Annotated in this window: 18 protein-coding genes; 6 read left to right on the top strand and 12 right to left on the bottom strand. The window is 34.2% G+C overall.

The window, feature by feature from the left end; translation table 11 throughout:
• Nucleotides 1-5: 5 nt before the first annotated feature.
• Nucleotides 6-1,457 (bottom strand): T9SS type A sorting domain-containing protein, encoded by a 1,452-nt coding sequence (locus EIG86_RS06630; RefSeq protein ID WP_127845381.1) that lies wholly within the window; start codon nt 1,455-1,457, stop codon nt 6-8.
• Nucleotides 1,458-1,581: 124 nt separating this feature from the next.
• Here EIG86_RS06630 and EIG86_RS06625 point away from each other — a divergent pair, with 124 nt between their 5' ends.
• The 3 genes from EIG86_RS06625 (at nt 1,582) to typA (ending at nt 5,870) form a co-directional block, all read left to right on the top strand.
• On the top strand, nt 1,582-2,058 hold the full coding sequence (locus EIG86_RS06625) for a TlpA family protein disulfide reductase (RefSeq protein ID WP_127845380.1): 477 nt from the start codon (nt 1,582-1,584) through the stop codon (nt 2,056-2,058).
• A gap of 3 nt (nt 2,059-2,061) precedes the next feature.
• The gene (locus tag EIG86_RS06620; RefSeq protein WP_127845379.1) at nt 2,062-3,765 is read left to right on the top strand and encodes a DUF6029 family protein; all 1,704 of its coding nucleotides are present in this window, start codon (nt 2,062-2,064) and stop codon (nt 3,763-3,765) included.
• A gap of 308 nt (nt 3,766-4,073) precedes the next feature.
• Nucleotides 4,074-5,870: a translational GTPase TypA gene (typA, locus tag EIG86_RS06615; protein ID WP_127845378.1), complete on the top strand. Its 1,797-nt coding sequence runs from the start codon at nt 4,074-4,076 to the stop codon at nt 5,868-5,870.
• A gap of 227 nt (nt 5,871-6,097) precedes the next feature.
• Here typA and EIG86_RS06610 read toward each other — a convergent pair whose 3' ends face one another.
• The 9 genes from EIG86_RS06610 to tamL all read right to left on the bottom strand — a co-directional run bounded on the left by EIG86_RS06610 (nt 6,098) and on the right by tamL (nt 18,096).
• The gene (locus EIG86_RS06610) at nt 6,098-6,961 is read right to left on the bottom strand and encodes a sigma-70 family RNA polymerase sigma factor (RefSeq protein WP_127845377.1); all 864 of its coding nucleotides are present in this window, start codon (nt 6,959-6,961) and stop codon (nt 6,098-6,100) included.
• A 165-nt stretch (nt 6,962-7,126) separates the two neighbouring features.
• Nucleotides 7,127-8,329, bottom strand: a complete 1,203-nt coding sequence (locus EIG86_RS06605) for a glutamate-5-semialdehyde dehydrogenase (protein ID WP_127845376.1) — start codon at nt 8,327-8,329, stop codon at nt 7,127-7,129.
• A 15-nt stretch (nt 8,330-8,344) separates the two neighbouring features.
• Nucleotides 8,345-9,115 carry a glutamate 5-kinase gene (gene proB, locus EIG86_RS06600; RefSeq protein ID WP_192901716.1) on the bottom strand — a complete coding sequence of 257 codons (771 nt, stop codon included), beginning with the start codon at nt 9,113-9,115 and terminating at the stop codon, nt 8,345-8,347.
• Between the two features lie 16 nt (nt 9,116-9,131).
• Nucleotides 9,132-9,935 carry a pyrroline-5-carboxylate reductase gene (proC, locus tag EIG86_RS06595; protein ID WP_127845374.1) on the bottom strand — a complete coding sequence of 268 codons (804 nt, stop codon included), beginning with the start codon at nt 9,933-9,935 and terminating at the stop codon, nt 9,132-9,134.
• A 279-nt stretch (nt 9,936-10,214) separates the two neighbouring features.
• A complete protein-coding gene (locus EIG86_RS06590; RefSeq protein WP_127845373.1) occupies nt 10,215-12,359 on the bottom strand; it encodes a polyribonucleotide nucleotidyltransferase in 2,145 nt (714 codons plus the stop codon).
• Between the two features lie 155 nt (nt 12,360-12,514).
• Nucleotides 12,515-12,784, bottom strand: a complete 270-nt coding sequence (gene rpsO / locus EIG86_RS06585) for a 30S ribosomal protein S15 (protein WP_127845372.1) — start codon at nt 12,782-12,784, stop codon at nt 12,515-12,517.
• A gap of 767 nt (nt 12,785-13,551) precedes the next feature.
• Nucleotides 13,552-14,409 (bottom strand): acetyl-CoA carboxylase, carboxyltransferase subunit beta, encoded by an 858-nt coding sequence (gene accD / locus EIG86_RS06580; protein ID WP_127845371.1) that lies wholly within the window; start codon nt 14,407-14,409, stop codon nt 13,552-13,554.
• Nucleotides 14,410-14,421: 12 nt separating this feature from the next.
• Nucleotides 14,422-15,489, bottom strand: coding sequence for a class II fructose-bisphosphate aldolase (gene fbaA / locus EIG86_RS06575; protein WP_127845370.1), 1,068 nt, complete (start codon nt 15,487-15,489; stop codon nt 14,422-14,424).
• A gap of 48 nt (nt 15,490-15,537) precedes the next feature.
• Nucleotides 15,538-18,096: a translocation and assembly module lipoprotein TamL gene (gene tamL / locus EIG86_RS06570; RefSeq protein ID WP_127845369.1), complete on the bottom strand. Its 2,559-nt coding sequence runs from the start codon at nt 18,094-18,096 to the stop codon at nt 15,538-15,540.
• A 27-nt stretch (nt 18,097-18,123) separates the two neighbouring features.
• Here tamL and EIG86_RS06565 point away from each other — a divergent pair, with 27 nt between their 5' ends.
• Nucleotides 18,124-18,852 carry a TrmH family RNA methyltransferase gene (locus EIG86_RS06565; RefSeq protein ID WP_127845368.1) on the top strand — a complete coding sequence of 243 codons (729 nt, stop codon included), beginning with the start codon at nt 18,124-18,126 and terminating at the stop codon, nt 18,850-18,852.
• Between the two features lies 1 nt (nt 18,853).
• On the opposite strand, the gene porT is transcribed toward EIG86_RS06565, so the two are convergent.
• Both porT and ubiE read right to left on the bottom strand, forming a co-directional pair.
• Nucleotides 18,854-19,546 (bottom strand): type IX secretion/gliding motility protein PorT/SprT, encoded by a 693-nt coding sequence (gene porT / locus EIG86_RS06560; protein WP_127845367.1) that lies wholly within the window; start codon nt 19,544-19,546, stop codon nt 18,854-18,856.
• Between the two features lie 5 nt (nt 19,547-19,551).
• Complete coding sequence (ubiE, locus tag EIG86_RS06555; protein WP_127845366.1) at nt 19,552-20,280, bottom strand: bifunctional demethylmenaquinone methyltransferase/2-methoxy-6-polyprenyl-1,4-benzoquinol methylase UbiE; 729 nt, start codon at nt 20,278-20,280, stop codon at nt 19,552-19,554.
• A 77-nt stretch (nt 20,281-20,357) separates the two neighbouring features.
• Here ubiE and trkA point away from each other — a divergent pair, with 77 nt between their 5' ends.
• Together trkA and EIG86_RS06545 are read left to right on the top strand one after the other, a co-directional pair.
• Nucleotides 20,358-21,728: a Trk system potassium transporter TrkA gene (gene trkA / locus EIG86_RS06550; RefSeq protein ID WP_317129920.1), complete on the top strand. Its 1,371-nt coding sequence runs from the start codon at nt 20,358-20,360 to the stop codon at nt 21,726-21,728.
• A 35-nt stretch (nt 21,729-21,763) separates the two neighbouring features.
• On the top strand, nt 21,764-23,224 hold the full coding sequence (locus EIG86_RS06545; protein ID WP_127845457.1) for a TrkH family potassium uptake protein: 1,461 nt from the start codon (nt 21,764-21,766) through the stop codon (nt 23,222-23,224).
• Nucleotides 23,225-23,236: the final 12 nt, after the last annotated feature.

The following is a 23,236-nucleotide window of genomic DNA, read 5'->3' as shown; positions in this document are numbered from 1 at the left end:
TTTTTTTAATTTAATATTAATTTTTCAGTTTGTGTGAGATTGTTACTTGTAATTTTCACCAAATATAAACCTTTTGATAAATCACTAAGGTTAATTTGAGAATTTGCTTCCATTGCTTTTGAAACAAAAACTCTTTTACCTTCAATATTGAAAATTTCGATATCAAACTGATCTTGTGCTTTAAAGTTGACTACATCTTTAGCAGGATTTGGATATAAACTGAATTCTACTAGATTGTTTTCTGTTGTGCTGAGTTCATCAACTTGCTTAATAACTTTGCTTAAAAGTAATGATGATCCAAAGTTTCCAACAATTTTTTCGTATTTAACCTCGTTATCGAAATGAATTTGAGCACCATTAGGTGTGCTGCTGATACTCCAACCGTCACCAAACGAGTCCAAAAGTTCTAAGCTATAACACTCTATAGATTCAGCTAAAGTAACTTGGTGTACTTTTGTAGTATTGGCATCAGGACCGCCGCCGCCCCATTGGTCATCTGTTCCCGCTTGATACGGACCGCCAGAAGCTACTATTTGATCACTTTCATCTCTTAGATTCCAAGAAATCTCTCCAGGATAGTTGTCAGTTAAAATGTGAACTTCAATATCATTTAAAACTTGACTTGAAGCACTGACTTCTACATCTGAAGTTGAAATTGAAGAATTATTAGCCGCATTTCCATTGACATTAAGAATGCTGACTTCATAATTATTGTTAGAATCAATAAGAGAACTTACAGTTATTGAAGCATCCTGCCATTTTCCAATGTTTACTGATTCAGTAATTTGTGTAGCAGAAGAGCCATTATCCAATTCAAAAGTAATTGAAGTAATAGCGTTTTCTCCGTAGTTTCTAATGTTTAAGTTGATGTCTGCATTTGTATTGTCATCACATAAAGAAACCTCGTCAGTTTCGATTGAAGCATGATTCTGAACGCCAGCTAATGTTCCTGAACAATTTGCATTGATATGATTTTCTATATTAGAATTTGACAATTGCCCCATTTCGTATACCAATCCGTCTGGACAAATTCTATAAACTGTTGGGAAGTAATTGATTTGGTATTGATTTGCTATTGTAGCATTATCAATAATCGGAAACGGTGTACTTTCTACCCAATTACCTACTGTATTTCCAGTGCCATTAAGTTCAGCTAAGCCAGTAGAAGCATCACCTTCAATATAAAGTATAACTACTTCATCAGATCCTTCAGATCCATAAGAATAATGGATGTCTTTTAGTGCGCCAGTTTGCTTGTAGTTCCAACAAGGTCCGCACCATGTAGCAGAAACATTAAGAATAACTGTTTTTCCATCTGCTAGATAACTCGACAAAGTATGGGAATTACCGTTGATGTCAGTGGCTGTAAAATCAGGAGCTACAGATCCGTCAGCAATTTGCGCGTTTACAAAAAAACCGCCAAAAAGTAATGCAAATAATAGTAGTTTTTGTTTCATAATTATTTTTTTTGTGATTCCAAATATAAAGAAAATTATTTTTTATTATAGAATTGTTAATAATTATTTTTTTATCTTAAATTTGTTCACAAATAAATCAAACCAAACTTTTAAATAATAGACAATGCGTACACTTTTATTACTTTTTTTTCTAGGAACTTTAATGCTTTCTGCTCAAGAGGAACTTCCAAATATTACAATCAAAACATTAAAGAATAAACCTGTAAATGTTTATAAAGAATACAATGAAAAAGATAAAATTTATGTGTTTTCCTTTTGGGCTACTTGGTGCGCACCTTGCATCCGCGAATTGGAAGCTATAAGCGAAAATTACTTGGAATGGACTAAAGAGTTAAATATGGAGTTGATCGCAGTTTCTATAGATGATGCAAGAACTCAACGTAGAATACGACCGATGCTAAATGGTCGAGACTGGCCATATGAAGTTTTAGTAGATGACAATCAAAATTTAAAACGTGCTTTATCTATTGTAAATATTCCTTACACCGTAGTTGTTAAAAATCAAAAAATTGAATTTATTGTCAATGGCTATAGTCAAGGTGCTGAAAGCGAACTCTTTGAATCGCTTAAGGAATTATAATATATGAAGTATTTTCTATTTTTGATCTTACTTTTTAGTTCGGTCATATTCGCACAAGAGGAAGAAGAAAAAACCGATTGGGGTAGAGTATTTGGAGGCTTAGAATCAAATATGCAATATTATATGGAGGATGAAGGTTTGGGTGTTGAACAGCCAAATCAACCTTTTCGATCTAACAATTATTTATATGTAAATTATAGTTTAGAAGAATTTACCGCAGGAATTCAAGTTGAATCTTACGAAGAAAATGCCTTACTGAATTACAATCCTAAGTTTGACGGTACAGATTTTGGTATCTACTACCTGAATTATAAATCTGAAAAATGGGATGTAACTTTAGGTCATTTCTACGAGCAATTTGGTAGTGGGATGATTCTTAGAGCTTGGGAAGACCGTGCTTTAGGAATTAACACAGCTTTACGTGGTGCCAGAGTTCAATATTCACCAACTTACAACACAGAATTGACTCTACTTTATGGTCGCCAACGATCGGGTTTTGGCGTATCCGATGGTGATATTTACGGCTTCAATGCAGAATTTTTATTAGGCGAAACGCTAAATTTATATGAAAAAAATCAAGACCTTTCATTAGGATTTAGTTATGTTGGCCGCTACGAAGAACTCCCTTTTGAAACTGATAATTACGACGAACTTACCAATGCATTTTCTGCCAGAGTTGACTATTTGTACAATTCTTTCTATGTCAATACAGAAGTCAATTATAAAACTAAGGACGGTTTGCTGAATGTTCAAAATCAGTTGAGTGAAGATTTTGCAAAACCGGGTAGTGCTGTACGATTGAATTTTGGATATTCAAAATCAGGATTGGGTTTAGATGTTTCCTTACGTAGAATTGAAAACATGAGTTTTTACTCGGAACGAGAACCTTCAGTTTACACTACTAATGAAGGTGAAATCTTAACCAGCGTTGATTATTTAGACAAGGTTATCAATTTTACACCAGCATTAACAAAACAACACCATTCATTGTTGGCTAATATTTATGTTTATCAGGCGCAGAACGCAGTTTTGTTTGAAGATTTAGCCATAATGAAAGCAGGAGAAACTGGTGGACAAATCGATTTCTTTTATAATTTTAAAGAGGGAACAGCTTTAGGAGGAAAGTACGGAACAAATATTTCGGTAAATTTATCAAGCTGGTATAATTTACCAGGACAATATACTTTCAATCCTCCAGATTATGATACAGATTTTTTTGGACGCGGAACCAAATATTTCTCAGATTATAATTTGTCTATTAGAAAAAAAATAGATGAAACATGGCATTTAGGCTTCAATTATATCAATCAATACTATAATCAGCGATTTCTTGGAGGTGGAAAGTTAGTAAAGTCAAATATCTTTACTACAGAGGCTACTTACAACTTTACCAAAACGAAATCTTTACGGGTGGAGTTAGAAAAAATGTGGGCAACTGCAGATCGTAAAGACTGGGCTGGTGCTGTCGTTGAATATAACCTAAATGAAAAATTATCTTTTTATGTTTGGGATATTTGGAACTATGGCAACGATGATCCAGACAGACAAGTGCATTACTATAATTTTGGTGGCGCATACCGAAAAGGCTCAAGCCGTATTTCGATTAATTATGGTCGCCAGCGTGGTGGGTTAGTTTGCGTAGGTGGCGTGTGTAGATTTGTTCCAGAAAGCTCTGGTTTAACTTTGGCTTTCAACACCTCTTTCTAGTTTATAATTGCTGTATTTTAAAACATCAAATGGCTTCAAGTGAAAATAATTTATTTGAATTTATTCAATATATTTTGAAAACAATCTTTGATTTGAAAATTATCAAATGATAATAATTTCAAAATCAATAGTTTGAATCTTTTTTTCTTTTTTAAAATCAAATTTGATCTTATCATGGCATTGATAAATTGATTTCAGCGCTTTAAACATTTTAAAATATTGAAAATCAATTAATTAAAATTTAATATTTAATTAATCATATAACAAATTTAAATCCTACCTTTGCCGACTTAAAATTACGCCTTTTTATGAATATCAAGAACATTGCGATTATCGCTCACGTTGACCACGGCAAGACAACTTTGGTTGACAAAATTATGCATTACTGTAAACTGTTTCGCGACAACGAATCGACAGGAGAGCTTATCCTGGATAACAACGATTTGGAGCGTGAGCGAGGAATTACCATTGTATCCAAAAACGTGTCTGTTGTTTATAAAGACACTAAAATCAATATTATAGACACGCCTGGTCACGCCGATTTCGGTGGAGAAGTTGAGCGTGTTCTCAACATGGCAGACGGTGTTTTACTTTTGGTAGACGCCTTTGAAGGACCAATGCCTCAAACCCGTTTTGTTTTACAAAAAGCCATTGATTTAGGCTTAAAACCATGCGTGGTTATCAACAAAGTTGACAAACCAAACTGTACTCCAGAAGAAGTTCACGAAAAAGTTTTCGACTTGATGTTTGAACTTGGAGCAGAGGAGTGGCAATTAGATTTTCCTTCTGTTTATGGTTCAGCTTTGAATAACTGGATGAGTGAAAGTCCAGACAAAAAGACTGATAATATTGAGCCTTTGCTTGATATGGTTATAGAACATATTGATTCTCCTGAAGTAAAAGATGGAAACACACAAATGTTAATTACTTCTTTAGACTTCTCTTCTTATACTGGTAGAATTGCTATTGGACGTTTGCATAGAGGAATATTGAAGGAAAATATGCCTGTTTCTCTAGTGAAACGTGATGGCTCTATTACTAAAACTCGTATCAAGGAACTTCACACTTTTGAAGGTGTTGGAAGACGTAGAGTTGAAGAGATTCAAGCTGGTGATATTTGTGCTATTGTTGGTTTAGATGGTTTTGAAATTGGTGATACTGTTGCTGATATCGAAGAACCAGAAGCTTTGAAATCAATTACGATTGATGAGCCAACAATGAGTATGTTGTTTACGATCAACGATTCACCTTTCTTTGGAAAAGATGGAAAATTTGTAACTTCTAGACACATCAAAGACCGACTAACAAAAGAGTTAGAAAAAAACTTAGCTTTAAGAGTTGAAGAAACTGACTCAGCAGATAAATTCAATGTTTATGGACGTGGTGTTATGCACTTGTCTGTGCTTATTGAAACCATGAGACGAGAAGGTTATGAGCTTCAAATTGGCCAGCCACAGGTTATTGTTAAGGAAATTGACGGTGTAAAGTGTGAACCAATTGAAGAATTGACCATTGATTTGCCAGAAGATATTTCTGGTAAAGCTGTAGAAATGGTTACTATGAGAAAAGGAGAAATGCTGAGCATGGAAGGTCGTGGAAATCGTATGGTTATTCAGTTTTTAATTCCTTCTCGTGGTATTATTGGCTTGAGAAACCAACTGATGACAGCAACTGCTGGTGAAGCAATTATGGCGCACCGTTTCAAAGAATTCCAACCTTTAAAAGGTGATATTCCACAGCGTCAAAACGGTTCTTTAGTTTCTATGGAAAAAGGAAAAGCAATTCCATATTCTATCGATAAACTTCAGGATAGAGGAAAGTTTTTTGTAGATCCAGGTGAAGAAATTTACGAAGGTCAAGTTATTGGTGAAAACTCTAGATCTGATGATATGACAGTAAATATCACGAAAACCAAAAAACTATCGAATGTAAGGTCTTCAGGTGCGGATGATAAAGCTAAAATTGTTCCAGCTAAGAAGTTTTCTTTAGAAGAAGCATTGGAATATATTCAGAAAGATGAATATGTTGAAGTTACTCCAAAACACTTAAGAATTAGAAAGATTTACTTGAAAGAGGTAGACAGAAAACGATATAAGATTATTTAATCATTAATATGATTATCAAATAAAAACCGTCATTATTGGCGGTTTTTTTGTTTGCTAAAAATCTAAATTTGATTAAATACATCCCTGAAATCCGTTATAAATTTTCAGATTTTAGAATTTCACGATTGATTAAATTTAGTATTATTATTCGATTTATTTTTTCATTAAAGCAAAAAGCCAGCAATTTTAAATTGCTGGCTTTTGTATTATAAATTTTGAAATATAAACTAACCGAGGTAAGTTTTTAAAATCGTACTTCTAGAGGTGTGTTTCAATCTTCTCACACCTTTTTCCTTAATTTGTCTGACACGTTCTCTGGTTAACCCAAAAGTCTCTCCAATTTCTTCTAAAGTCATAGGCTGTTGATTCCCCAATCCAAAATAAAGTCTTATAACGTCAGCTTCTCTAGCCGTGAGCGTTTCTAGAGCACGTTCTATTTCAGTTTGAAGCGATTCATGAAGCAAATCGTTTTCAGGATTTGGAGATTCACCAAACTTCAATACATCGTATAAATTAGAATCTTCGCCTTCGATAAGCGGTGCGTCCATTGATAAATGTCTGCCTGAATTTTTCAAAGATTCTTTCACATCATTCACAGTCATTTCTAACTCTTTAGCAATTTCTTCTGGACTTGGAGGTCTTTGGTGACGCTGTTCAAGAATTGCAAAAGTTTTATTGATTTTGTTGATCGAACCAATTTTGTTTAGTGGCAATCTTACTACACGAGATTGTTCTGCTAAAGCTGAAAGAATAGATTGTCTAATCCACCAAACTGCATAAGAAATGAATTTAAACCCTCTAGTCTCGTCAAAACGTTTAGCCGCTTTGATAAGGCCTAAGTTTCCTTCGTTAATCAAATCAGGAAGGGTTAATCCTTGATTTTGATATTGTTTAGACACAGATACAACAAATCTCAAATTGGCTTTGGTCAATTTTTCTAAAGCACGATCGTCGCCAGCTTTAATTCGTTGAGCCAGTTCAACTTCCTCCTCCGCAGTGATTAAGTCGACTTTTCCAATTTCTTGTAAATACTTGTCTAAGGATGCAGTCTCTCTATTAGTGACTTGCTTGGTGATTTTTAATTGTCTCATTTAATGAAATCCTGATTAAATTTTTATCTACATCTTATTTTACGTTCGATTAGATGAAAATGTTACAAGAAGATAGTTTATTTTTAAATTTAATTATTTTAGAAATGAAAAATGCCTGTTCTAACATTGTAAAACAGGCATTTAGAATTTTATTTTGAAATTGAATTATTCTCTGATATGACCTTCTCCCCAGACATAATATTTGTTAGTAACCAATTGTTTTAGTCCAAGTGGTCCTCTATGGTGTAATTTGTCAGTTGAAATGGCCAATTCTGCGCCAACGCCCATCTGTCCGCCATCTGTAAATCTTGATGATGCGTTTTGATATACAGCCGCACTATCGATTTGTTGCATAAAATCTAAGGCCTTTTGGTCATCTTTTGTAATAATTACAGAAGAGTGTCCGCCTGAATATTTGTTGATTTTTTCAACTGCATCGTCGAAAGAATCTATAGAAGAAATCACAATTTTTAAAGCTAAAAATTCTTCATACCAAGTATCTTCTGATGGTATTTTAGCATTTTGAGTTAAAACTGTTTCTATTTTTCCATCTACTAAAATTTCAACTTTGTATTGATTTTCTAGAGTTTCAGCTAAATCTTTAACTCTATTATCAAAGTCTGGCATATTGGTATCAATAAGAACTTTATCTAAAGCATTGCAACCAGAAATTTTATCGGTTTTAGCATTGATAATTACTTTTTTAGCGATATCCCAATCAGCATCTGGTGCTACATAAAGGAAATTGTTTCCGCGACCACTTATCAATACGGCGCAACTCGCTGTTTTCTTGACGAAATCAATCAAACGTTCACCTCCACGTGGTACTATTAAATCCATTTTTTCTGGTGGATTGCTCAAAAACTCTCTGGTTTCTTCACGATTCAAATGAAGTAGAGTAATCCAATTTTTAGAAAGATTATTTTCTTCAAGTGCTTGATGCCAGCATTCTTCTAAAATAATATTGCTGTTGTTGGCTTCTTTACCGCCTTTCAGAAATATTTTATTATTTGCTTTAAAAGCTAAAACTGCGGCTTCAATAGTTACGTCTGGCCTAGATTCATAAATAATCATAATTGTGCCGAAAGGATCGGTTTTGTTGACAATTTTTAAACCAGTATCTAAAGTTCGTTCAGAAATAGTGTTGCCGACCGGATCATCTTGTTCTTTCACTTCTTTGATGGCTTGTATCATGCCATCAACTTTTTTTTGGTCAACAACTAATCTGTCGTATAAAGCTTGATCGTCTCTATTGAAAGCTTCAAGATCTTTTTTGTTTTCGGTGATGATTTCATCTCTACGACGGTCTATAATATCCATCATCGATTGCAAAACATCATTTTTAACTTTTGTATCTAGTAACTTCATAATTTTATTTTTGTATTAAACAGTAAATTTTGTTCCGACTTCTTTGCCATCCAAAATATCGAGTATGATATTTTCTTCTTTACCATTAGCTATATAAGTCGGAATATTTTTGCTTGCGGTCATTTTGGCAATTTTCAATTTGGATTCCATGCCACCACGACCTTCGCCTTCACCTTTTTCGTTTTCTTGAACATATTTTTCAACATTATCATGAACACGAACGTGACGCAAGAGTTTTGAATTCTTATCATCTGGATGACCAGTATATAATCCGTCAATATCGGTTAACATAATTAACATGTCTGCATTTACCAGCTCTGAAACTAAACTTGCTAATTCATCATTGTCAGAAAACATCGACATTGATAAGGAAACAGCATCATCTTCATTTGCGATAGGAATTATACCTTCGCAGAGTAAACCTTCATAACAGTTAATCATGTTTTCACGGTATTTGCCAGGAGCAAAATCTCGTTTAGTTGCTAAAACTTGTCCACAACGCATTCCGAAATCGTGAAACATAGTATAATAATGTCTCATCATTCTTGGTTGCCCAACAGAAGAATAAACTTGACGTCTGGTAGTTTTATCTTCGGTATTACTTCCTCCTAGGACTTCTTTTCCAGCAATAGCTGAACCTGAGGATACCAAAATGGTAATAATATCTCTTTCGTATAAATAGGCAATTTGTCTAACCAAATTCTTAAGAATTGGACCTACAATTCTATTATTTGTGTTGGTCATCACGTTTGTCCCAACTTTTACAACTATTCTTTTTGCGTGCATATCTTTAGCGTTTAAATTATTCATCCCCTAATTCTACGGCTCTGTTAAATGCTGCGTAAGCTGCATCTTTAATGAGTTCTTTTACGTTGTTATCGTCCATTGAATCTAATGCGGCACGTGTAGTACCACCTTTAGAAGCCACGCGTTCCATCCAAGTTTCAGGCGACAAATCGGCATCATTAAATAGGTGAACAGCTCCTTCAAAAGTATTACTGACCAATATTTTTGAATCATTGTCAGAAAAGCCCATTTTTTTAGCAGCTTCGAGCATAGATTGCATGAAGTAGAATATATAAGCTGGACCACTTCCAGAAATTCCTGTAGATTTATTGATGAATTCTTCTGTTTTTACATGAATAGATTCACCTGTTGTATCTAATAAATTTCTTATCATCAATAATTCAACTCTGGATACTTCTTTGGATTCTGTGTATGAAGTAACGCCCTTACCAACTTTAGCTGGTAAATTAGGCATTGTTCTCACTACTTTTTGGATACCTAATCCATTTTGAATATTTTCAATAGTTACACCAGCCATCAAAGAGACTGCGATTTGTTGATTATTCATCATTGGTTTCATCCTTTCGAATAAATCCTCACTGTGGTAAGGTTTTACTGCAACAAAAACAATGTCTGCTTTTGGGAGACAATCTTCTAATTTTTCAAAAACATCGTAATATGATATTTCTTTTAATGTAGCGATGGTGTCTGCTGACACATCGTGAATCATTAGGTTTTTTCGATTTAAAAGTGGGGATTTGGCCATGCCTTCTGAGTAGGTTAACCCCATGTTTCCTGCTCCTATTACTAATACTTTCATTTTAATTTTTTAGTGATTAATAAAATGATTTATATAAAATGTGCAACTTTCATGCACATCTACTAAAATACCAATTTTATCTTTTTATTTGATATTATTTAAACTTTTTAGTAAAAATTTTGAATTTTACATTGTTAATTTCAATTTATTTCCAAAATGTGCTATGCTATTATGTCAGTTGCGCAGTTCTGTCAGTTGAAATTTTGTCAAAATGAAATTTTAATCAACAAAAAACGGTTTAGAAATTCTAAACCGTTTGTATAATTATTTTGAAAGTGATTATTCAGATTTTTTATTATCTGATCTTTCAGGTTTCTGCATTAAAGCTTTTCGAGATACTTTTTGCTTTTTAGTTCTAGGATCAATACCGAAATATTTTACATCGATTACATCTCCTAAGCTAAGCACATCGGCAACATTTTCAGTGCGTTCCCACGCTAGTTCAGAAATGTGTAGAAGTACTTCGTTACCTGGAGCATCCACAAATTCAACGACCGCTCCAAAATCAAGGACTTTTACAACTTTTACTTCGTAAATACTGCCTTTTTCAGGTTTGAAAGTTACTGAGTCTATTTTGGCAAGAACTTTATCGATTCCTTCTTGTTTTGTTCCAAGAATTTCAACGATACCTTCTTCAGTTACAGGATCTTCATTAATAACGATCTCGGTTCCTGTAGTTTTTTGAAGTTCCTGAATTACTTTTCCTCCAGGTCCTATCAATGCGCCAATAAATTCGTTAGGAATTCTTCTGGTGATAATTTTAGGAGCGTGAGCTTTCACATTTTCGTTAGGCTCAGCAATAGTATCAGTCAATTTTTCAAGAATATGAAGTCTTCCTGCACGTGCTTGTTTTAGTGCTTTTACTAAAATCTCGTAAGGCAATCCTTTTACTTTAATATCCATTTGGCAAGCGGTAATCCCGTCAGCCGTTCCGGTTACTTTAAAGTCCATATCACCAAGGTGATCTTCATCTCCAAGAATGTCTGAAAGTACAGCGTGACGCTCTCCATCAGAAATTAATCCCATAGCGATACCAGAAACTGGTTTCTTCATTTTAACTCCAGCATCCATCATTGCCATAGTTCCAGCACAAACCGTTGCCATAGAAGATGAACCATTAGATTCCAATACTTCAGAAACTACTCTTACTGTGTAAGGATTATTTTCAGGAATCATTCCTTTTAATGCACGTTGTGCAAGGTTTCCGTGTCCGATTTCACGTCTTGAAGTACCTCTAATTGGGTAAGCTTCTCCTGTACAAAATGGAGGGAAGTTGTAATGTAAATAGAAAGTTTCTTCGCCTTGGTGAGTTGGCATATCTATGGTATTTGCTTCTCTGGAAGTACCTAAAGTCACCGTTGCTAAAGCCTGAGTTTCCCCACGGGTAAAAATAGCTGAACCATGAACTGATGGCAAATAATCAGTTTCACACCAAATAGGTCTAATTTCATCGGTTTTTCTACCGTCTAAACGCAAACCTTCAGCAAGCGTGAGTTCTCTTACTGCTTCTTTTTCGGTTTTACTATAATATTTTTTGATCAGCTTTTCGTTCTCTTCTAATTCTTCTTCAGAAAATAAAGCTAAAACTTCGTCTTTTACAGCAGAAAAAGCATTGCTGCGTTCTTTTTTACCGTGACCGCCTTTGGCGATAGCGTATATTTTGTCGTAAGCAGCATCGTGAACTTTTTTCTCGATATCTTCTTTTTCTTCGGCAGTAGCATATTCTCTAACTGGTTTTTTGCCAAAAGATTCTGCAAGATTTAATTGAGCGTCTATTTGCTTTTTGATGTGCTCGTGAGCAAATTGAATGGCTTCTGCCATTTCTTCTTCTGAAATTTCTTTCATTTCACCTTCAACCATCATTACAGAATCTGAAGAAGCACCAATAATCATATCGATGTCAGATTCTTGTAGTTGGCTGCGGCTTGGGTTGATCACGAATTCACCATTTATCCTACCTACACGAGCTTCAGAAATAGCAGTTTCAAAAGGAATATCTGAAAGTTGAATAGCGGCGGAAGCTGCAAGTCCTGCCAAAGCATCTGGCATCACTTCCTCGTCATGAGACATCAACTGAATCATCACCTGAGTCTCAGTTCTATAATCTGATGGGAAAAGTGGGCGCAATACGCGGTCTACAATTCTCATTGTCAAAACTTCACCGTCACTAGGTCTTGCTTCTCTTTTAAAGAAACCACCTGGATAACGACCTGCGGCAGCAAATTTTTCCCTGTAATCTACAGTTAATGGAAAGAAATCCATCGTGCTTTCTTTATAAGAAGACACTACAGTACAAAGCAACATGGCGTTGCCCATTTGAACAACAACTGACCCGTGAGCCTGTTTTGCTAATTTTCCGGTTTCGATAGAGATTTCTCTTCCATCTCCTAAATCGATAACCTCTTTGAATGTTTTTGGAATCATAAAAAATGATTTTAAATGTTATACAAAATTGTCCCTACGGAACTGTTGTTGTGTTGTTGGTCTGGAAGGAGTTGTATAATCCAAAAGAAGTATTCAAATATGTTAAGGAACGGTTTTTTTGATATAAAAAAAGGGGCAAATTTGCCCCTTGAAAATTATTTTCTTAATCCTAATTCTTTTACAATTGCTCTGTATCTCATAATATCTTTTTTTATAAGATATTTAAGTAAATTTCTTCTTTTACCAACTAGTTTTACTAGTGATCTTTCAGAGTTAAAATCTTTTCTGTTTGATTTCAAATGATTTGAAATGTGTTCAATTCTTTTGGTCATCAATGCGATTTGACCTTCAGCAGAACCAGAATCTTTCTCGTTCTTACCGTGTTGAGCAAATAATTTGCCCTTTTCTTCTAATGTTAAGTACATGCCAATATTGTTTCAATAATTTTTATGCAAGAATAGATTTTCTATTCAAAGTGCAAAGATACTTTATTTTTTTAAATCAGAGCGAAAAAATATATTCATCTTCAGATTGTTGTATTTGTTGCGATTAGTTTTTCTTTTACTACTTCAATTATAAGTTGAATTTATTTATCTTTATTTAGAAAAGCTTTTAAAATAATACTAAATCAAATGTTTAAAACGAGTCTCAATCTATTTATAAAAAAAATGTTTTATGGATTTTTGATTTTATTTTTAAGCCTTTTTACCTATATCAACTCTTTAGATTTAGTTTTATTTAATGAATATTTTTTGATATTTGATTCAACTATTCTAAATAGCTTATATTTTTTATTTCCAGCAATCACTTTGGTTGTCCTCAGTGTTATGCTTTACTTTACAAATAAGATATTAACGAATTATGGTTTTTTACAAACTTTTTTGATCTCTATTGCTAGCATATTTTTATTTGCTTCACTTTCTATATTGGCAACTAATAGTTTCTGCGACGCTACAAAAAATTTAACCTTAAACTTAAAGTTGATTTATTTCTTTTTGATTCTTTTTTCAGGTGCGTTTCAGCTAATAGTCTTGTTTTCATCCAAAAAAATGAACCTGTATAAATATATCAGTCTGCTTATTGTCTTGTTTATTTTGTCAGGCTTTATTTTCCTGGATCTTAGCGTTTTTGTATATGAAACGCTTAGGCTAATCTAAATTCAAAAAAAAAGGTGGCAAATTTGCCACCTTTTTTAAGCTCTAACCGTTTGATTCATAATCAAATCAATATACAAATTGATTTGATTTTTTAATTCTTTACGGTGTGTAATGAAATCTAAAAACCCGTGTTCTTTTAAAAATTCTGAGGATTGAAAACCTTTAGGTAAATCTTTGCCAGTGGTGTCTTTCACTACACGTGGTCCGGCAAAACCAATTAATGCACCAGGTTCTGCAATATTAATATCACCTAACATAGCGAAAGAAGCTGTTGTTCCTCCAGTTGTTGGATCTGTACACAATGAAATATATGGCAGTTTTGCATTTGATAATTGCGCTAACTTTATAGATGTTTTTGCCAATTGCATTAGTGAGAGTGCGGCTTCCATCATTCTGGCGCCACCTGATTTTGATATGATTATTAAAGGCAATTTATGTTCAATAGCATAATCTACAGCGCGTGCTATTTTCTCACCAACTACTGAACCCATAGAACCTCCAATAAATTTAAAATCCATAGAGGCAACAACTATTTGTTTGCCCTTGGATTTGCCTACAGCAGTCCTAATCGCATCTTTAAGTTTAGTTTTATCTTGAACTTCTTTCAGGCGATCTTTGTACTTCTTAGTATCTTCAAACTTTAGAGGATCTTTAGCACTCAAATTTTCGTCTAATTCTTTGAATTCGTTATCGAAAAGAATTTGAAAATATTCTGCACTACCAATTCTAACATGATAATCATCTTCTGGACTGACATAAAAATTCTTTGCCAATTGTTCGGCATCAATTATTTTACCAGTAGGAGATTTGTACCATAAACCTCTTGGAACATCTTTTTTATCCTCTGTTGCCGTTTGTATGCCTTTCTTTTTTCTTTTAAACCAAGCACCCATATTTTCCTTTAATTATAAAGTATTTATATTATTTAAATCTGCAAAAGCTTTTTTCAATCTAGTGATAAAAGTTTGCTCACCTTCTCTTAACCATTTTCTTGGATCATAGTATTTTTTGTTTGGTAAATCGCCACCTTCAGGATTTCCGATTTGAGCCGATACATAATCATATTTATCATTCATATAATCTCTAATACCTTCTGTAAATGCATATTGAAGATCTGTGTCGATATTCATTTTTATAACACCATAACCAATCGCCTCTTTGATTTCTTCTACTGAAGAACCACTTCCTCCATGAAAAACAAAGTCGATGTGATTGTGTTCAACATTATATTTTTTAGAAATATATTCTTGAGAGTTTTTTAAGATTTTTGGAGTTAATTTTACATTGCCAGGTTTGTAAACACCATGAACATTTCCGAATGCTGCTGCGATGGTGAACTGGTCTGAAACCTTGCTTAATTCTTCGTAAGCATAAGCAACTTCCTCAGGTTGTGTGTAAAGTTTAGAAGAATCAATATCTGTGTTATCAACTCCATCTTCTTCACCACCAGTTACACCAAGTTCAATTTCTAAAGTCATCCCCATTTTGCTCATTCTTTCAAGATACTTCTTGCAAATTTCGATATTTTCTTCTAGCGGTTCTTCAGAAAGATCGATCATATGCGAGCTGTAAAGCGGTTTGCCATGAAGTTCAAAAAACTTTTCTCCTTCGTCCAACAAACCGTCTATCCAAGGCAATAATTTTTTGGCACAATGATCGGTGTGCATAATTACAGTTGCGCCATAGGCTTCAGCTAAATCGTGAACGTGCTTTGCACCAGTAGCAGCACCTTTGATTGCGGCCAGCTGATTCTCATTAGATAAGCCTTTGCCAGCATTGAATTGCGAACCACCATTTGAAAACTGAATAATTACGGGCGAATTCAATTCTGCAGCAGTCTCTAAAACTGCATTTATAGTATTAGAACCAACTACGTTTACAGCAGGAAGTGCGTAATTGTTTTCTTTTGCGTGTTTGAAAATAACTTGAACTTCTTTTCCTGTGGCAACGCCTGGTTTGATATTGTGGCTCATAATATTGATTTTTAAATTAAAACGGTAAAATTAAGAAAATATAATATTCTAAAACGGATAATTAATTCCAAAGTTGAAAACAACGTTGGCAAAGTTATAATCTTTGAACCATTTTTGTCCTTCACTACCAGGATTATAAGTCTTGAAACCAAGATCTGCACGGATTACAAAAAATTCTAAATCGTAGCGTAATCCAAATCCAGAAGCTATAGAAAGTTCGCTTAAATCTTCCAAACCATCAAATCTAGCTTCAGGGTCTTCCACATTATCCCAAAGATTCCAAATGTTTCCAGCATCTATAAAGACAGCACTATTCAATGCTCCAAACAAGTTGAACCGATATTCTCCATTAAAAGATAATTTGAAGTTGGCCTCGTTGAAGTCATTGACGCCATTAGTTTTTCCAGGCCCTAAATCGTATGGTCTCCAACCACGATTGTCATTTGGTCCACCACCAAAAAAACTACGCGCAAATGGAATAGAGTTGGAGTTGCCATAAGGGATGGCCAAGCCACCATAAGCTCTTGCTGCAATAATTTGTTGATCGCCTAAGTACCAGCGTTTGATGAAATTCAATTCGGTTTTGGCATATTGTGAAAACTGAACATCAAAAAGACGATAATTACCATTGTCTCCTTGATTTAGCCCAATAGTTTCTGCTAACGTTGAAAGCAGGTTTCCTGCCAATTCTATTTTTGCCCTAAATTGAGAAAAATCTTCATCATAAATGTTTTTTCGAGTACTGAAATCATAAATAAAATTAGAGGCAATAATTAGGTTGTTTTCAGTCAGTCTATCTTTTCGTTCTATAAGTGAATTTGCAGTTTGTCGCTCTTCTGTATTTAGATTTACATTATTGTTTCGAATCGTATTTATAAAACTATTTGCGCCGCTAGGAATAGTTAAATTTGGAGTTTCTCCTGGTTCAGTTTCTGTGAAAAATTCGCTATCTAATTGGTCTATATTGTTTTGAGCAATTGTGTTGAGTTGGTTATATGAATTCCTAAAAACATTGAAAAAATTATCTACATTTAGGTTATTTACAAACTGAATATTCATTAAATCCAATTGATATGAAAGTTCTCTTTTGGGTTTCCATCGGTAGCCAAAAGTAGCATTCAGGTTGCGCCGATCTAAACCAATATTCTGTTGAGAGCTAAAACCAACACTAGCTGAAGTAAAAGGAGACATGCGTTTATCAATAATTCTTTCATTGACAAAAGGAAAAATTATCTTTGGAAAACTTAACCTCAAATCAGCCCCATATTCCAAAATATTTAAAAATTGGTCGTCAGGATTGGCAGCATCTCTAGACGAACCAAAATTTCCACGTCCAGATAATTCCAGTGTTTCTGCTCCCCGAAATACATTTCTAGCCAATAAAGAAGTGTTGAAACCAATACCAAATTCTTGTATATTACTTTGCGTAACGTCGACACTGAAGTCTGTAGAAAACAACTCTTTTGGTGTCAAAAAAACATTTGCAATCAGGTCGGTATTTGTACTGTCACGCGGGTCGTTTTGATATTGCACATTCGGGTATTCAAAAATTCTTGTTTCGGATACACGACTGTTGGTTCTGGCACGGTCTATATCTCTGTAAATGCTGTCTTTTTTTATAAATATTAAATTCGAAATTGCCTTAGGGCGAAATTTCAATCTGCCAAAACTGAAAATATTTATTCTGTTATGAACTGTGCTATCTTCAACGTAAGTAGAATTGCTGTCATAATCTGTAAATACATTGACATCGCTAATTTTGTGAACTTTGAATGGAATCGAGAAAGAACTGTCACGCTCCTGAATTTCTCGATTCGCAATATTGATTTCAAGTTTTATTTTATGATCAGTATTTATGGTGTCGGCATAGAATGATATGTATTCCTTTTCAAAATGATATAAGCCTTGATTTCTGAAATACTCTGTAATTCGGTTGCGTTCAAGGTTGAAATTACTCGTGTTATACGCCTCTCCTTTTTTGATAAAACTGCTTTTTTTGATGAGTTGGTATAAAGAATCTGCGGCTTTGGATTCAATATTTTCCGTAATACTATCAATAATATATGCTTTACCAGGATAAACTTTGTAAGTGACTTTGGCATGTTGAGTAGTAGAATCTCTTTCAACACTAAATTCAGATTTGGCATTGAACCAGCCATGATTCCAGAACCAATCTTCCAAACGTTCTGTTGATTCTTCGGCTAAGCTTTCATCAAAAATAGCAGGACTTTCTCCTGATTTTTTAATGCCTTCATTTAGTTTTATATAAGATTTTTTTAATTGAATAACTTGTTTTTGAGATAAAAGTGACACTAGTTTTTGCTTGCGATTTGGTTTTTTTTCAACCCAATTTATAAAGCTCCGCTCTGGATTTTTTTTAGCAAAATTATAAATGTGTAGTTTAAGAGGAAAGCCTAATAGTTTTGAATTTGGCTCTTGTTGAAGCTGATTATAAAGCTCTCTGTATTCTGAAACTGAATCCTTTCTGATGATTTCGTGCTCTGTAATCAAAAATGATTTCTCATCTAATTTTTTGGTCACATTGCAAGCGCTGAAAACAACCAGTGTTAGAATAATAAATGCTATTTTTGTGAATTGAATATTCAATTGTATTTCTTTTCTAAATTTTTTTAAATGCTCAGTAAAAGTCAAATTAAACTGATAAAAAGTCTCAATCAAAAAAAATACCGCAATATGCACGGTTTATTTGTAGCTGAGGGTGTAAAAGTAATCAAAGAATTTTTAAAAAGTTCCATAGAATTACACGCTTTATATGCTATTGCTGATATTTTTCATGTAGAAGAGGGTGAGTCTCATATTATTTCAGAAAAAGAACTGAAATCTATTTCTAATTTGAAAACACCACAAACAGCATTGGCGGTGTTTAAAATCCCCAAAGTCAAGGAGATTTCTTCCTCTCTGGATTTAAAAATAGCTTTAGATGGTGTTCGCGACCCTGGAAACTTAGGTACAATTATTCGACTATGCGATTGGTTTGGCGTGAAAGAAATTATTTGTTCTAATGATACCGTAGACTGTTTTAACAGTAAAGTTGTGCAAGCTACAATGGGATCTTTAGCTAGAGTGAATTTACATTATAAAGATTTAGTAGCCTTTGTTTCTGAGACAAATCAACCAACTTATGCCGCTGTGATGGATGGCGAAAATATTTATCAAAAAGAAGTCAATTCTCAGAATGCGATTATTGTACTGGGTAACGAGGCTAATGGAATTTCAAAAGAAATTGAAGATTTAGTCTCTGATAAAATTTGTATTCCACAATTTGGTCAAACCAAGGATACGGAAAGTCTAAATGTTGCCACAGCGAGCTCTATTTTTCTTAGCGAGTTTCGACGAAGATGATTTATTGAAAAGTAAAATTTATGAAAATGCCACGCGTTTTTAAACTTTCAATATTAGAAGTCCACGGACTATTCGGATTTTCATCTCTTACCAATTCATCAGACATTCCGAAAACACCGCGAATTGATGGCGTAAATTTGAAATATTCTAAGTAAAAATCAACACCAAAACCAACTTCGTAGTAATAATTTTGTTTTTTCATTCTGAATTGCCCAGCAGAATTGTCATCCGGATTGTCTTGATTGCTAGATAGGTTGTGAGAAATTGAAGCACCAGCAACCACAAAAGGTTTAAAATTATTAAGTCGTTTTGTAGAAAATTTGACCAATAATGGAATGTGGATATAAGAAGATTTCACTTCTCTGAAAGCATCATTTTGAGCTTCGAAATTAGGAAAAGTTAGATTCCTGTTAGCAAAAACAACACCAGGCTCAAGGCGCAAATCCAAGTAGTCATTAATTCTTAGATTTCCAATTAGTCCAACATTGAAACTAGGAGCTTTATCAACGTTAATATCCTGAGCCTCATCTTTATATCTAATTTGAAAATCATAAAAATTCATGCCCAAAAAATAACCCCATGACCAACGTTTTTTGTCAAAATTCTCCTTATTCAATACACGTTCTTTGGTAAAAAGCTGAGCTTCAGCTTGTAATGATCCCAAAAGGATCATGATCAGTACGACTGTCCTCATATTCATTATTTTGATGCTGAATAGATTGTTGCAACGCCAAATGTTTGTGGCCGATCTTTCACATCTATAAACCCGATTTTTTTCAAAATATTGTTGAATTTTTTTCCGTAGGGAAAAACCGAGGCGCTTTCGCTTAAATATTTGTAAGCGCTTTTGTCTTTTGAAAAAAACTTACCAATATTGGGTAAAATATAATTTGAATAAAATTTATAACCTTGTTTGAAGGGAAATCGAGTAGGAACGGAGGTTTCCAGAACCACAAAAATGCCGCCTGGTCGTAAAACTCTATAGATTTCAGCTAAACCTTTGTCAAGAGTTTCAAAATTCCTAACGCCAAATGCCACAGTAATTGCATCGAAAGAATTGTCTGAATATGGCAGCTTTTCAGAATCCGCTTGCACCATTTCTATACGCTTGTCTAGGTTTTTCTTTTTTATTTTTGCTTCCCCAACTTTCAACATTCCAGCAGAAATATCCAAACCTATTATTTTTTCAGCTTCAGAATCTGCCAAAGCAATTGCTAAATCTCCAGTTCCAGTAGCAATATCCAAAATGCTTTTTGGTTTTGATGCTTTAACAATGTCGATCAATTTTTTTCGCCATTTGGTATCAATCCCAAAAGAAATCACACGATTCAACCCATCATAATTTTCAGAAATGTTATCGAACATTTGTTCAACTTGCTTTTTCTTTTTGAGTTCGGAATCTTTATATGGAGTGACGTTTTTGCTCATCCTTTTTTTCGCAAAGATACATTTTCTAAAAAACTAATCTTCAAAATATAAGCGGTTTGAAACTTAGTTTTTTATAAATTTACCTTAATTTTGCATTCATGAAAATAATTATCGCAGGCGCAGGAGAAGTCGGATTTCATTTGGCTAAACTTTTTTCATATGAATCTCACGCCATCACACTTATTGATATAGACGAAGAACGCTTGGCATACGCCGACAAACATTTAGATATTAGAACATTGAATGGTGATGCTACATTGCCTAGTATTTTGAAAGATGCTCAGGTCGATGATTCTGATTTAGTTATTGCTGTAACGTCTAATCAATCCATCAATATTTCTGTTTGTGTTTTTGCTAAACAATTAGGTTGTGGTCGTACTGTTTCTCGTGTTTCCAGTCAGGAATTAATAGATAGTAAAGAAGTTTTAGATATTAAGGCTTTAGGTATAGATGAAATGATTTCACCAGAAGCTTTAGCAGCAGAAGAAGTTATGATGTTGCTGAATCAATCTGCATTTACAGATACTTTTGAATTCGATGACGGAGCTTTAACTATGATTGGCCTAACCTTGCGTTCCAAAGCTCCATTTTTAGGAAACACAGTGCAAGAAGCTGCAGATATATTTCCTGGCTTACACTTTGTACCGATTGCCTTACAACGCTACGGTACACAATATACCATAATTCCTCGAGGTGATACAGTTTTCAAACGCGGCGACAGGGTTTATTTTATAACAGATGGACAGGGAGTTGAAGAACTTTATAAACTTACTGGAGCTGAAAAACGTGTCATTAAAAAAGTGATGATTCTAGGTGGTAGTAATATTGGAAGAACCCTAGCAAAAACACTTTGTGAGCAAAATTTTAAAGTGAAGGTTATTGAAAAAACCTACAAAAAAGCTACTGAACTGGCGAATTTGCTTCCCAATGCTTTGGTGATTAATGCTGATGGTAGAAATGTGGAAATTCTGGAAGAAGAAAATATTACAAAAATGGATGCTTTTGTTGCGGTTACCGAGGATTCCGAAACAAATATTATGTCTTGTTTGGTAGCCAATTCCAAATCTGTAAGAAAAACTATTGCATTGGTTGAAAATATGGATTATTTTCAGTTGAGTCATTCTATCGGAATTCATTCTTTAATTAATAAAAAACTTTTGGCAGCCAATAGTATATTCAGATATATTCGAAAAGGCGATGTAGTTGCTATGACAAAATTGAATAACATGAATGCCGAACTTTTAGAATTTGTCGTGAATGCAGATTCCCAAGTTGTCAATAACAAAATTGTAGATATCGATTTTCCAAGAACTTCGGTTGTTGGTGGTGTTATTCGTGATGGCAAAGGTATAATTGCTTTGGGTGATTTTGTCATTAAAGAAGGCGACCGACTCGTAATTTGTACCCTACCGAAATCCATTAAAAAAGTTGAAAAACTATTCTGTTGATGCATAGTCTTAATTTAAAAGTAGTAACCCATATCATGGGAGTTTTGCTGATTTTCAACGGTGGATTCATGCTCGTTCCCACGGTTTTGAGTTGGATTATAGGTGAACAGGTTACTTTTGATTTGGCTGTAGCGGCTTCAACTTCAATTTTTATCGGTTTTTTAATGATGTTTTTAACAAAAACACATGATAAAGCCATAGCTCAAAGGGAAGGTTACCTTATTGTGACTTTGGGTTGGTTATTTATGGTCTTGAGCGGCATGTTACCTTATGCTTTTTCAGGAACCATAACAGGGCTTTCAAATATGTTTTTCGAAACTATGTCAGGTTACACGACTACTGGTGCTTCAATTTTAAATGATATTGAAGCTTTACCCAAAAGTATATTGCTATGGCGTAGTTTGACACATTGGATTGGTGGTATGGGAATTATTGTTCTGGCTGTTGCTATTTTGCCATTGTTTGGTATAGGCGGTATGCAGTTGTTTTCTGCCGAAGCACCCGGGCCAAGTGCCGATAAGGTGAAACCGAAAATCGCAGATACGGCCAAGCGTTTGTGGTTGATTTATTTTGGATACACTGTTTCTGAAACAATTTTACTGAAAGTTGCTGGAATGGATTGGTTTGATTCGGTTAATCATGCACTTAGTACACTTTCTACAGGGGGCTTTTCAACAAAAAATGCTAGTATTGCGTATTGGAACGACAGTCCAGCTATTCAATATATTATAATATTGTTTATGTTTTTAGCAGGTACAAATTTTGTAGTTAGTTATTATGCGTTTAAAGGAAAGTTTCAAAAAGTACTACATAATGAAGAATTCAAATGGTTTTTCTTTTTCATAGCTGGGTTTACATTAATTTCAGCAGGAATGATTTATTTCTACGCAGATCCTAGTATTTCAAGTATTACTCATCCAATGGTGTTTGGTGAACTAGAAAGTGCCATTAGGCATGGCTTATTTCAGGTTTTGGCAATTGTTACCACAACAGGTTTTGTGACTGCTGATTATACTCTATGGATGCCATTTCTTACCGTTTTGTTTTTCGGAATGTTTTTCTTAGGTGGTTCAGCGGGATCGACATCTGGTGGAGTAAAAGTGGTACGACACATTATTATGATCAAAAATGGCTTTCAAGAATTCAGAAGAATTTTGCACCCTAATGCTATTTTGCCAGTGAGATACAAGGGCAAAGCAGTTGACCAAAAAATTGTTTACAATATTCTAGGTTTCTTTATTTTGTATTCTTTATCATTTATTTTAGGCGCTGTGGTTTTTGCAGGTACAGGTTTAGATTTTCAAACCGCCATTGGTGCATCGGCATCGTCATTAGGTAACATAGGTCCAGCTTTTGGTGATTTGAGTCCTGTGGATAATTTCGCCTCATTAACAGATTTTGGTAAGTTTTGGAGTTCATTTCTGATGCTGATTGGTAGGTTGGAATTATTTACGGTTTTGATTATCTTAACGCCTTATTTTTGGCGCAACGTCTAGTGAATTTTTAAA

This window comes from Psychroflexus aestuariivivens (assembly GCF_004010055.1).
GTDB classification, from domain to species: domain Bacteria; phylum Bacteroidota; class Bacteroidia; order Flavobacteriales; family Flavobacteriaceae; genus Psychroflexus; species Psychroflexus aestuariivivens.
This window is presented reverse-complemented; position numbering and strand designations above follow the sequence as displayed.

Excerpts from the sequence above, each read along its gene's own strand:
- EIG86_RS06630 (WP_127845381.1), bottom strand. The coding sequence starts at position 1,457 with ATGAAACAAAAACTACTATTATTTGCATTACTTTTTGGCGGTTTTTTT.
- EIG86_RS06625 (WP_127845380.1), top strand. The coding sequence starts at position 1,582 with ATGCGTACACTTTTATTACTTTTTTTTCTAGGAACTTTAATGCTTTCT.
- EIG86_RS06620 (WP_127845379.1), top strand. The coding sequence starts at position 2,062 with ATGAAGTATTTTCTATTTTTGATCTTACTTTTTAGTTCGGTCATATTC.
- typA (WP_127845378.1), top strand. The coding sequence starts at position 4,074 with ATGAATATCAAGAACATTGCGATTATCGCTCACGTTGACCACGGCAAG.
- EIG86_RS06610 (WP_127845377.1), bottom strand. The coding sequence starts at position 6,961 with ATGAGACAATTAAAAATCACCAAGCAAGTCACTAATAGAGAGACTGCA.
- EIG86_RS06605 (WP_127845376.1), bottom strand. The coding sequence starts at position 8,329 with ATGAAGTTACTAGATACAAAAGTTAAAAATGATGTTTTGCAATCGATG.
- proB (WP_192901716.1), bottom strand. The coding sequence starts at position 9,115 with ATGCACGCAAAAAGAATAGTTGTAAAAGTTGGGACAAACGTGATGACC.
- proC (WP_127845374.1), bottom strand. The coding sequence starts at position 9,935 with ATGAAAGTATTAGTAATAGGAGCAGGAAACATGGGGTTAACCTACTCA.
- EIG86_RS06590 (WP_127845373.1), bottom strand. The coding sequence starts at position 12,359 with ATGATTCCAAAAACATTCAAAGAGGTTATCGATTTAGGAGATGGAAGA.
- rpsO (WP_127845372.1), bottom strand. The coding sequence starts at position 12,784 with ATGTACTTAACATTAGAAGAAAAGGGCAAATTATTTGCTCAACACGGT.
- accD (WP_127845371.1), bottom strand. The coding sequence starts at position 14,409 with ATGGGTGCTTGGTTTAAAAGAAAAAAGAAAGGCATACAAACGGCAACA.
- fbaA (WP_127845370.1), bottom strand. The coding sequence starts at position 15,489 with ATGAGCCACAATATCAAACCAGGCGTTGCCACAGGAAAAGAAGTTCAA.
- EIG86_RS06565 (WP_127845368.1), top strand. The coding sequence starts at position 18,124 with ATGCTCAGTAAAAGTCAAATTAAACTGATAAAAAGTCTCAATCAAAAA.
- porT (WP_127845367.1), bottom strand. The coding sequence starts at position 19,546 with ATGAGGACAGTCGTACTGATCATGATCCTTTTGGGATCATTACAAGCT.
- ubiE (WP_127845366.1), bottom strand. The coding sequence starts at position 20,280 with ATGAGCAAAAACGTCACTCCATATAAAGATTCCGAACTCAAAAAGAAA.
- EIG86_RS06545 (WP_127845457.1), top strand. The coding sequence starts at position 21,764 with ATGGGAGTTTTGCTGATTTTCAACGGTGGATTCATGCTCGTTCCCACG.